This window comes from Caenispirillum bisanense (genome assembly GCF_039523075.1).
Taxonomy (GTDB): domain Bacteria; phylum Pseudomonadota; class Alphaproteobacteria; order Rhodospirillales; family Rhodospirillaceae; genus Caenispirillum; species Caenispirillum bisanense.
In genome coordinates this window covers 66,448-76,489 of record NZ_BAAAEP010000021.1, presented here as the reverse complement: position 1 = coordinate 76,489, position 10,042 = coordinate 66,448, and the positions used below count along the sequence as shown (strand labels likewise).

Annotated in this window: 11 protein-coding genes; 6 read left to right on the top strand and 5 right to left on the bottom strand. The window is 72.7% G+C overall.

What is annotated here, in order from left to right; genetic code table 11:
* Positions 1 to 225: hypothetical protein (locus tag ABD056_RS11355; protein WP_343866715.1), on the top strand; the 225-nt coding region annotated here is incomplete at its 5' end.
* Positions 226 to 235: 10 nt separating this feature from the next.
* Here the strand turns inward: ABD056_RS11355 and ABD056_RS11350 are convergent.
* Genes ABD056_RS11350 through ABD056_RS11340 form a run of 3 tightly spaced genes read right to left on the bottom strand, consistent with a single transcriptional unit; the run spans position 236 to position 3,287 of the window.
* Entirely contained in the window at positions 236 to 1,549 is a 1,314-nt protein-coding gene (locus ABD056_RS11350; RefSeq protein ID WP_343866713.1) for an HlyC/CorC family transporter, read from the bottom strand.
* A 56-nt stretch (positions 1,550 to 1,605) separates the two neighbouring features.
* Positions 1,606 to 2,763, bottom strand: coding sequence for a 3-dehydroquinate synthase (aroB, locus tag ABD056_RS11345; RefSeq protein WP_343866712.1), 1,158 nt, complete (start codon positions 2,761 to 2,763; stop codon positions 1,606 to 1,608).
* Positions 2,760 to 3,287 carry a shikimate kinase gene (locus ABD056_RS11340; protein WP_425545031.1) on the bottom strand — a complete coding sequence of 176 codons (528 nt, stop codon included), beginning with the start codon at positions 3,285 to 3,287 and terminating at the stop codon, positions 2,760 to 2,762. Before ABD056_RS11340 ends, aroB begins: the two co-directional genes overlap by 4 nt.
* A 255-nt stretch (positions 3,288 to 3,542) precedes the next feature.
* Here ABD056_RS11340 and ABD056_RS11335 point away from each other — a divergent pair, with 255 nt between their 5' ends.
* Genes ABD056_RS11335 through ABD056_RS11325 form a run of 3 tightly spaced genes read left to right on the top strand, consistent with a single transcriptional unit; the run spans position 3,543 to position 6,467 of the window.
* Positions 3,543 to 3,683 (top strand): hypothetical protein, encoded by a 141-nt coding sequence (locus ABD056_RS11335; RefSeq protein WP_343866709.1) that lies wholly within the window; start codon positions 3,543 to 3,545, stop codon positions 3,681 to 3,683.
* Positions 3,664 to 5,499 carry a hypothetical protein gene (locus ABD056_RS11330; protein WP_343866707.1) on the top strand — a complete coding sequence of 612 codons (1,836 nt, stop codon included), beginning with the start codon at positions 3,664 to 3,666 and terminating at the stop codon, positions 5,497 to 5,499. Before ABD056_RS11335 ends, ABD056_RS11330 begins: the two co-directional genes overlap by 20 nt.
* A gap of 56 nt (positions 5,500 to 5,555) precedes the next feature.
* Complete coding sequence (locus ABD056_RS11325; RefSeq protein ID WP_343866705.1) at positions 5,556 to 6,467, top strand: site-specific tyrosine recombinase XerD; 912 nt, start codon at positions 5,556 to 5,558, stop codon at positions 6,465 to 6,467.
* A gap of 15 nt (positions 6,468 to 6,482) precedes the next feature.
* Here ABD056_RS11325 and ABD056_RS11320 read toward each other — a convergent pair whose 3' ends face one another.
* Positions 6,483 to 7,838: an aminotransferase-like domain-containing protein gene (locus ABD056_RS11320; protein WP_343866703.1), complete on the bottom strand. Its 1,356-nt coding sequence runs from the start codon at positions 7,836 to 7,838 to the stop codon at positions 6,483 to 6,485.
* A gap of 107 nt (positions 7,839 to 7,945) precedes the next feature.
* Here ABD056_RS11320 and ABD056_RS11315 point away from each other — a divergent pair, with 107 nt between their 5' ends.
* Positions 7,946 to 8,194, top strand: a complete 249-nt coding sequence (locus ABD056_RS11315; RefSeq protein ID WP_343866701.1) for a DUF1127 domain-containing protein — start codon at positions 7,946 to 7,948, stop codon at positions 8,192 to 8,194.
* 21 nt (positions 8,195 to 8,215) lie between these two features.
* Here the strand turns inward: ABD056_RS11315 and gluQRS are convergent, their stop codons facing one another.
* Positions 8,216 to 9,112, bottom strand: coding sequence for a tRNA glutamyl-Q(34) synthetase GluQRS (gene gluQRS, locus ABD056_RS11310; RefSeq protein WP_343866699.1), 897 nt, complete (start codon positions 9,110 to 9,112; stop codon positions 8,216 to 8,218).
* A gap of 83 nt (positions 9,113 to 9,195) precedes the next feature.
* Between gluQRS and ABD056_RS11305 the strand changes: the two genes are divergently transcribed.
* Positions 9,196 to 9,759, top strand: coding sequence for an HNH endonuclease (locus ABD056_RS11305; RefSeq protein WP_343866697.1), 564 nt, complete (start codon positions 9,196 to 9,198; stop codon positions 9,757 to 9,759).
* The last annotated feature ends 283 nt before the right edge of the window (positions 9,760 to 10,042 follow it).

Here is a 10,042-nt window from a genome sequence, read left to right as displayed (position 1 = left end):
CGCACCCCGGCCGCCCCCGCTCCCGCCGCGTCGACTCCGGCGCCGCCGCCTCCGCCGGCGGCCAGCCGCACCCCCGCCGCCACGCCGCCGGCATCCGGCAGCAGCAGCAGCCGCGGTCAGACCGCGGCGCCGGAAGGGGAGAGCTGCTCGTGGGTGGTGCAATGCGTCGACAGCGGGCCCGACGCCGGCAAGTGCGTCTCCACCCGCGTCTGCGGCCCCAAGTAAGGCGCCTGCGTCAGGACGATTCGTCGAAGCCGGTGTCGGACGCCGGCAGCGGCGAGACGCGGATGGACGTCAGCTGATTGCGCTGGCGGCGCAGCACCTCGAACCGGAAGCCGTGGAACAGGAAGGTCTGGCCGGGATCGGGGATGGTGCGGCTTTCGTGCAGCACCAGACCGGCGATGGTGGCCGCTTCCTCGTCCGGCAGGTTCCAGTCGAACTGGCGGTTGAGGTCGCGGATGGTGACGCCGCCGTCGATGACGAACGATCCGTCCGGCTGCGGCCGCACGCCGGAGACGGTGATGTCGTGCTCGTCGGAGATGTCGCCGACGATCTCCTCCAGGATGTCCTCCAGGGTGACGATGCCGAGCAGCACGCCGTATTCGTCCACCACCAGGGCAAAATGCTCGCGCCGCTGGCGGAATGCCTGCAGCTGGTCGAGCAGGCGGGTCGAATCGGGGATGAACCACGGCTGCGACGCCACCGTCACCACGTCCAGGTCGCCGATGTCGCCGCTGTGTGCCTCCACCGCCCGCAGCAGCGCCTTGGCGTGCAGGATGCCGACGATGTTGTCGGACTTGCCGCGCCACAGCGGAATGCGGGTGTAGGGGCTGGCGAGCACCTGGCGCACGATGTCGGGCGTCGGCTGGTCGGCGTCGATGGTGACCAGCCGGCCGCGCGGCACCATGATCTCGCTCACCTCCACGTCGGCGAGGTCGAGCACGCTGCGCAGCATGGCGCGTTCGTGGACGATGGTGCGCCGCCCGGCCGCCGCTTCCTCCGCCGCCTGGGTGTGCATGTCGATGGCGCCGCGCAGTTCGGCCAGGGCCATGGTGGCGGTGTGCGGCCGCTCGCCGCCGCCGCCCAGGCGCAGGGCCAGCGACACCACCCCCTGGATGACCGCCGTCAGCGGGCCGAGGATCATCACCAGCCAGCGCATCACCGGCGCCACTCCCAGCGCCAGGCGGTGGGTGTGGGTGAGGGCATAGGTCTTCGGCAGGATTTCGCTGAAGATGAGGATCAGCACCGTCATCACCAGCGTCGCCACCGCCACGCCGCCCTCGCCGAACAGGGTAATGAGCACGCTGGTGGCCAGGGCGGAGGCCAGGATGTTGACCAGGTTGTTGCCGAGCAGGATGGTGGCGATCAGCCGCTCCCGCTTGGCCAGCAGGGCATTGGCGACCGAGGCGCGGCCGTCGCCCTTGCGCTCCAGTTCGTGCATCAGCGGGCGGGAGGCGGCGGTCAGCGCCGTTTCCGAGCCCGAGAAGAAGGCCGACAGCACAAGACAGATCAGAATCGCAACCAGCGAAACGATCATGGCGGTGGTCATGGCAATCCCATCCGTGGGTTCAAAAGGTCAGCAGCCTGCGGCAGCGGCCGGCGCGGTCAGGAGGCGGCGACGAACTCCGCCACCACCTCGCGCAGCAGCCGCGGATCAACGTCGCGGCACAGGAAAGAGTGGCCGATGCCGCGCGCCAGCACGAAGGTCACCTTGCCCTCGGCCACCTTCTTGTCGCTGGCCATGTGGGCGATGAGCACGTCGGCATCCAGGGCGGCGCCGGCCACCCGCGGCGGCACCACCGGCAGGCCGACCGCCAGCAGGTGGGCGCGCAGGCGCTCGACGTCCGCGACCGGGCACAGGCCCATGCGGGCCGACAGGGTGAAGGCCATCAGCATGCCGATGGCCACCGCCTCGCCGTGCAGCAGGGTATCGCCGTAGCCGCATTCGGCCTCCAGCGCGTGGCCGAAGGTGTGGCCCAGGTTGAGCAGGGCGCGCAGGCCACCTTCGCGCTCGTCGGCCGCCACCACCCGCGCCTTGGCGGTGCAGCTGGTGAGGATGGCGCGGCGACGCAGGGCGGTGTCGCCCACCACCAGGGCGGCGCCGTGCTCCTCCAGCCAGTCGAAGAAGGGGGCGTCGTCGATCAGGCCGTACTTCACCACTTCGGCATAGCCGGCCAGCAGCTCGCGCCGGGCCAGGGTGCCGAGGGTGTCGGTGTCGATGATCACCAGCCGCGGCTGGTGGAAGGTGCCGACCAGGTTCTTGCCGTGGCGGGTGTTGATGCCGGTCTTGCCGCCGACCGAACTGTCCACCTGCGACAGCAGCGTGGTCGGGATCTGCACGAAGTCCACCCCGCGCAGCAGGATGGAGGCGGCGAAGCCGGTGATGTCGCCGATCACCCCGCCGCCGAGCGCCACCACCATGGTGCCGCGTTCGCAGCGGGCCGCCAGCATGGCGTCGAGCAGCCCTTCCAGGTGGGCGAAGCTCTTGGTCGCCTCGCCGGCCGGCAGGATGTGGCTGTCGTGGCGGATGCCGGCGGCGTCCAGCGCCGCCGTCAGGGTGGCGAGGTGCAGCCCGGCCACCGTCTCGTCACTGACGATGAACACCCGCTTCTGCCGCAGCACCGGCGCCATCAGGCGGCCTGCCTCGGCCAGCAGCCCGCCGCCCACCAGGATGTCGTAGCTGCGCTCGCCCAGCGGCACCCGCAGGGTTTCGGCGGTGCCCGCGTCGGCGGGGGCAGCGGCGGCGGAAGGGGCAGGGCTCACCGGTCGGTCTCCACGGGTTCGGGCGCCACGGCGCCGCGGCGGTCGATGAAGTCGCGCAGGGCGGCGAGCACCCGGTCGGTGGTGACCTCGGGGCTTTCCTCGCCGGCGTCGATGGTGATGTCGGCCTCGGCATAGACCGGGTAGCGCAGGTCGATCAGGGCGCGCAGCTTCTCCCGCGGGTCGCCCTGGTTGAGCAGCGGCCGGTGGGCGCGGCCGGCGGTGCGGCGCACCAGCAGGTCGAGGTCGGCGCGCAGCCACACGCTGATGCCGCGGGCGCGGATGCGGCGGCGGGTGTCCTCCGCCATGAAGGCGCCGCCGCCGGCGGCCAGCACGCAGGGCTCGCCGTCCAGCAGGCGGGCCATGACCTTGCGTTCGCCGGCGCGGAAGGCGTCTTCGCCCAGGTTGGCGAAGATGTCGGCGATGGACTGGCCGGCGGCCTTCTCGATCTCGGTATCGGCATCGACGAAGGGCACATGCAGCCGACCGGCCAGACGCCGCCCGACCACGCTCTTGCCGGCCCCCATCAGGCCCACCAGCACCACCGTGCGATGCAGCGCCAGCGGCGCCTCGGCGTGCGGCGGGGTCAGCCAGACGCCGCTCACGGGGCGCCTCCCGCCGTGCGTTGCACGCGATTCGTCAAGGGATTACACTGCCGTCCTGTTGCCATAATCGGTTCCTATACCACACCCCGCACGGGCTGTCCCGAGTCCGGTCGCATCGGCGACGGGGCTGGCACGGGACGCCGCTGCCGCCACCGGATCAAGGATCGGTCCCCATACATGCGCACCCTCTCCCGCATTCTCATCCTGCTCGTGCTGGCCGTGATCGTGGCCGGGGTCGGCTTCCTGGCCACCTGGGAAATGCCGCCGCCGACCGCGACCGTGGAGAAGGTGATCAGCAATGACCGCTTCCAGCGCTGACGCCGGCCGCCGCCGTCGGCTGGCGACCGGCCCCGCCGCCCTGGCGCTGCTGATGGCGGCCGCCCCGGCGCTGGCGCAGCAGTCGCAGCAGGGGCCGGTGCGCCTGTTCCCGGCCCCGGACGCCGCCCCGCAGCAGCAGCCTGCCCAGCCTGCCCAGCCGGCGCCGCTGCAGCCGCAGGCGCCGCAGCAGCAGCCGCAGTCGCCGTCCTCGCCCTCCGCCATTCCGCCGGCCGGCGGGCTCGGCGGCGTGGCGGTGGCGCCGCTCGACCGGCTGGACCCCGCCGCCACCGGCCTGCTGGAGGAACGCACCGGCGGCCTGCCCTATCGCCTGTGGCAGGGCACGCCGGCGGAGCTGGCCGTCACGCTGGTCGACAAGCTGCCGCCCGGCGCCCCGTCGCCGGTGGCGCATGAACTGGCCTATCGCCTGCTCGCCTCCACCGCCGCCAATCCGCAGGGACCGGAGGCGGCGGCGCTGCTGCCGCTGCGCGTCGAGCACCTGCGGGTGATGGGCGAGGCCCCGGCCGCCGCCCGTCTGGCCGAGACGGTGCCGGCCCAGGACCGGCCGGAGGCGCTGCGCCGCGCCCTGGTCGACGCCCTGCTGGCCCAGGCCACCGCCGAGGCGGTGCCGGCCGAGGTCTGCCCCCAGGCGCGGGAGGGCGTCGCCGCCTTCGACAGTCCCTACTGGCAGAAGGTCGCCGCCTTCTGCGACCTGCTCGACCGCAAGCCCGATTCGGCGCAGCTGACCCTCGCCATGCTGCGCGAGACCGGCCACGACGACGCCCCCTTCTACTGGGCGGCGGATCAGCTGTCCGGCCTCAAGCCGGCGGCGCTCAAGTCCATGCCGGCGCCCAACCCGCTGCTGCTCGCCATGGTGCGGGCGGCCGGGCGGGAGCTGCCGGCCGATGCCCTCGGCGCCGATGCCGAGCCCTGGCTGCTGGCCGCCGTCGCCGGCCATGGCCCGCTCGCCGACCGCCTCGCCCTGGCCGAGCGGGCCGCCGCCATGGGCGCCCTGACGGCGCCCGAACTGGCCCGGCTGTATGCCGCCGAGGCCTTCTCCGAGGCCGACCTCGCCGCCCCGGCCGGCACCCAGGCGCAGTCGCCGCGGGAACGCGCCCGCCTGTTCCAGCGGCAGGTCCGCCAGAACGATCCGGCGGTGATGGCGGCAGCGCTGGAAGGCGTGCGCTTCACGCCGCTCTATCCGGCCACCGCGGCGCTCTATGCCGATGGTCTGGCCGCCCTGCCGCCGCTGCCGGAACTGACCGCCATCGCCGCCCGCGCGCTGTTCGCCGCCGGCCGCGCCGATGCCGCCCGGCCGTGGCTGCAGGAAGCCCGCCTGCGCCAGGATGCGCCGCCGGCCGCCGCCGCCGCCCTGCGCGCCCTGTGGCCTTACGAGCGGGTGGCCGATGCCCCCGCCGCCGCGCCCTTCAGCCCGGAAATGCTCACCGCCTGGCGCGCCACCCAGCCGCCCGGCACACAGAAGGTGGAGATCGACCGCCGCCACACCCTGGTGCTCGGCCTGCTGCAGGCGCTGGGCGAGCCGGTGGCCTCCGCCGACTGGCTGGTGCCGCTGACCGACGCCACCGTCGACGCCCGCCCGGTGCCCGACGCCGCCATCCTGCGGGCGCTGGACGTGGCGGCGGCGCAGGGGCGCATCGGGGAGACGGTGGCGCTGGCGCTCATCGCCCTGGGCAACGAGGGGCCGGCGGTGGTCCACCCGGAGGCGCTGTTCCGCGCCGTGGCGGCGCTGCGCCGCATCGGCCTGGAAGCCGACGCCAAGGCCCTGGCGCTGGAGGCCATGGCGGCCGCCGGCGTCTGAGCCGGCGCGCCGCCACCACGTCCGTCCCCCATGTCCAATCCGCAGGTCCGCACTCCATGACCTCCCGTCACGTCGAGCGGTTCCTTGAAATGATGGTGGCCGAGCGCGGCGCCAGTCCGCGCACCATCGAAGCCTATGGCCGCGATCTGGCCGACTTCGCCGGCCACATGCGCGTCGCCGGCCGCCCGCCGGAAGACGCCACCGCCGACGACGTGCGCGCCTACCTCGCCGGGCTGGCGGCCGCCGCCATGACGCCGCGCACCATGAACCGGCGGCTGTCGGCGCTGCGGCAGTTCTTCCGCTTCCTGTTCGCCGAGGGCAGCCGCGCCGACGACCCCACCGCGACGGTGGACAGCCCGCGCCTCGGCCGGCCGCTGCCCAAGTACCTGAGCGAGACCGACGTCGAGCGCCTGCTGGACGCCGCCCGCGCCATCGACGGCGCCCGCGGCCTGCGTGCCACGGCGCTGCTGGAAATCCTCTATGCCACCGGCCTGCGTGTGAGCGAACTGGTCAGCCTGCCGCTGTCGGCAGTCGCCCGTGATCCGGCGGTGCTGGTGGTGCGCGGCAAGGGCTCGAAGGAGCGCATGGTGCCGCTGTCGGAACCGGCCCGCGATGCCGCCCGCGCCTGGATCGAGGCGCGGGGCGCCCTGCTGGGCGAGGCGGCGGCCCGGAAGAACCGCTGGCTGTTCCCGTCGCGCAGCAAGGACGGCCACCTGACCCGCGACGGCTTCGCCAAGATGCTGGGCGAAATCGCCGTCGCCGCCGGCCTGCCGCCGAGCAAGGTGAGCCCGCACGTGCTGCGCCACAGCTTCGCCAGCCACCTGCTGGCCCACGGCGCCGACCTGCGCAGCGTGCAGCAGATGCTGGGCCACGCCGACATCTCGACGACGCAGATCTACACCCACATCCTGGACGAACGCCTGCGCACCCTGGTCAACAGCCACCACCCGCTGGCCGGCAAGGGCTGACGGCGGCGGGCGGCATCAGTCCACCGCGAACCCCTCCGGCCCGCCGAGGGCAATGGCGCGCAGGGTGGCGAGGGCTTCCGCCAGCACCGGCAGCGGCGGGATGCCGAGGGCGATGCGCACCGCGTTGGGGGCATGGCCGGGGCCGACGGCGAAGGCGGCGCCGGGGGTGATGGCGATGCCGCGGCGGGCGGCGGCGGCGGCGAAGGTCTCGGCCCGCCACGGCGCCGGCAGTTCCAGCCAGCAGTGATAGGACAGGGGATCGGTGCGCAGGGTGAAGCCCGCCAGCTGTTCCCGCACCAGCGCCTGCCGCGCCGCCACGTCGTCCAGCTTGCGGCGCGAGATGTCGGCGGCGATGCCGTCGCGCATCAGCATCATGCCGAGTTCCAGGCCGAGGCCGGTGGGCGTCCAGCCGCCGGTGTGCAGGGCCGCCGCCACCGCCGGCCGCAGCCGTGGCGGCACCACCGCCAGCCCGAGGGAGAGCCACGGCACCACCCGCTTCGACAGGCTGTCGATGTGGATCACATGGTCGGGCGCCAGCGCCGCCAGCGGCGGCAGGTCGGGCTTCAGGAAGCCGTAGACCGCATCCTCCACCGCCACGATGTCGAGCCGCTGCAGGGTCTCCGCCAGATCGCGGCGGCGGGAGGCGGGCATGGTCATGGACAGCGGGTTGTGGACCGACGGCTGCACGTAGACCGCCTTCACCCCGCCGACCTCGCGGTGAACCTGCGCCAGGGCATCGGGCCGCAGGCCGTGGGGGTCGAGCGCCACCGGCACCAGCACGATGCCGAGCCGCGCCGCCAGCCCCTTGATCATGGAATAGGTCAGCGCCTCCACCGCCACCGTCTCGCCGGGCGCCGCCAGGGCGGCCAGGGCGCCGGCGATGGCACGGCGGCCGCTGGCGGCGACCAGCAGGGTTTCCGGCGCCGGCTGCCAGTCGTCGCGGGCGAGGAAGGCGGCTGCCGCCTCGCGCGTGGCCTGGGTGCCGCCGGGACGCGGCAGCGCCTGCATGGCGGCCAGCGCCTCCGGCCGCGCCAGCCCGGACAGCACCTCCGCCATCACGGCGTCCTGGCCGTCGATGATGGGAATGCTGGCTTCCAGGTTGACGAGGCCGCTCGCCGTCGCCTCCACCGTCGCCACCGCGGCGACGCCCACCGGTTGCCCCGGCACGGCGCGGACGAAGCTGCCGCGCCCCACCTCGCCGACTACCAGCCCGCGCCGCACCAGTTCCTTGTAGACCCGGCCGGCGGTGGAGGGGGCAATGCCGCGGCCATAGGCATAGTCGCGCTGCGGCGGCAGGCGGTCGCCCGGTTTCAGGCGGCCCTCGGCGATGTCGCGGGCAATCTCGTCCGCCAGGCTGCGGTAGCTGTCCATGCACTTGCACCGATGTCAATTACATTGCGCCGAGATCAATGCACTCATTGCACCGATCATTGCGCGATCATAGCTTGAGTCCATGATCGAGCAAAGGAGCAAGTGACATGGCCTTGCAGCACACCCGGCGGATGCCCGCCCGCGCCCTCCTCCTCCAGCGCCTGGGGCTCTGGGGCAGAACCCTTCCGGCCCGCCTGTGGCAGTGGTACCTCCACCGCCGCACCCTGGCAGCGCTGGCCCGCCTGGACGACCGCCTGCTGCGGGACATCGGCGTTTCGCGCGTGCAGGCCGCCGACGAGGTGGCGCAGCCCTACTGGCGCGTCGGCGGCGACGGATTGCCCCGCGACTGGCGCTGAATGCCCTCGGTACAATTGCCCTCAGCCGGCGCCGAGCCAGACCGGATCGGCGCCGGCCAGGGCAATTACCTCCGCCGGCGTCCGCCCGGCCTCGCGCAGCGCCCGCAGGGTGAGGCTGCGGTCGCGCTTGGCGAAGCGGCGGCCGTGCTCGTCAGTGCGCAGCGGGTGGTGGTGATAGTCCGGCACCGGCAGGTCGAGCAGCGCCTGCAACAGCCGGTGGACGTGGGTCGACTCGAACAGGTCGGTGCCGCGGGTGACCAGCGTCACCCCTTGCAGGGCATCATCCCAGGTGACCGCCAGATGATAGCTCGCCGGGGCATCCTTGCGGGCCAGCACGATGTCGCCGAAGGCCTGCGGCTGCGCCGTCTGCCAGCCGGCGGCGCGGTCGTGCCAGCGCAGCGGCCCGGCCTGCGCCACCGCCGCCGCCATGTCCAGCCGCAGACAGTGGGACTCGCCGGCCGCGATCCGCTGCTGCCGTTCGGACGTTGAACAGCGGCGGCAAGTGCCGGGATAGAGCACGCCGTCCGGCCCGTGGGGGGCATGGGGCGCGCGCGCCACTTCCTCCTGGATCTCGCGGCGGGTGCAGAAGCAGGGATAGAGCAGGCCGCGATCGGCCAGGCGGTCGAGCACGGCGCGGTAGTCGTCCAGGTGCTGCGACTGGCGGCGCACCGGCCCGTCCCACCGCAGGCCGAGCCAGGCGAGGTCTTCCAGGATGGCGGCATCGTACTCCGGCCGGCAGCGGCCGCCGTCGATGTCCTCCAGCCGCAGCAGAAACCGCCCGCGGGCGCTCCGGGCGCAGCCGTGGGCAAACAGCGCCGAGTAGGCGTGACCGAGATGCAGGTATCCGGTGGGAGAGGGGGCGAATCGCGTAACGGCAGCAGGGCCGGAACCCGATTCGCTCATCATGACGGATTTCATAAAACGGTCTCGTCCTGCTTGGCAGCAACTCTGGTAATCGGTACCATATCTTGTGTCTGGCCACCGGAACAGCGGGGTAGACCTTGAACGCCATACTGGACAAGAGCCCAGCCCTGGTGCTCAACGCGGATTTCAGGCCGCTCAGTTACTTCCCCCTGTCGCTGTGGCCGTGGCAGGAGGCGGTGAAGGCTGTGTTCCTCGGCAGGGTCAGCGTGGTGTCGGAGTACGAGGACGCCATCATCCACAGTCCCCGCCTTGAGTTCCGATTGCCCAGCGTCATCGCCCTCAAGGAATACGCCCCCACCCACCGAAGGCCGGCCTTCACCCGTTTCAACGTCTTCCTGCGCGACCGCTTCACCTGCCAGTACTGCGGTTGCCGTTTCCCCACCCACGACCTGACCTTCGACCACGTCATTCCCCGCTGCAAGGGCGGGCGCACCAGCTGGCTCAACGTGGTCACCGCCTGCGGCAGCTGCAACCTGCGCAAGGGCAGCAAGCTTCCCGACGAAGCCGGCATGCCGCTGATCCGCCGCCCCTACCAGCCCAACACCTTCCAGCTGCAAGACATCGGCCGCCGCTTCCCGCCGAACTACCTGCACGAAAGCTGGCGCGACTTCCTGTACTGGGACACCGAGCTGGAAGACTGAGTCGCCGCCGGGGGACGCGGTGGGCATGGGTTAGCCACCAAGACACCAAGTACACCAAGAGGGCTGCGCAGGATGGACCTTGCTGCGCCTCATCCCGCCCGTGCGCATGCCCTGCGGCCTGCGGCCGCGATTACCACACCGCACCAGCCAGAACCCCGGCCGCATCCGCTGACCATCGTCGGTGCAGTGGGCACGGCCTCTTGGTGTTCTTGGTGTCTTGGTGGTTCCCCTTCCACCTCCCCCCGAACGCCGCACCGCCCCTACGGAACCACACTAGAAATCC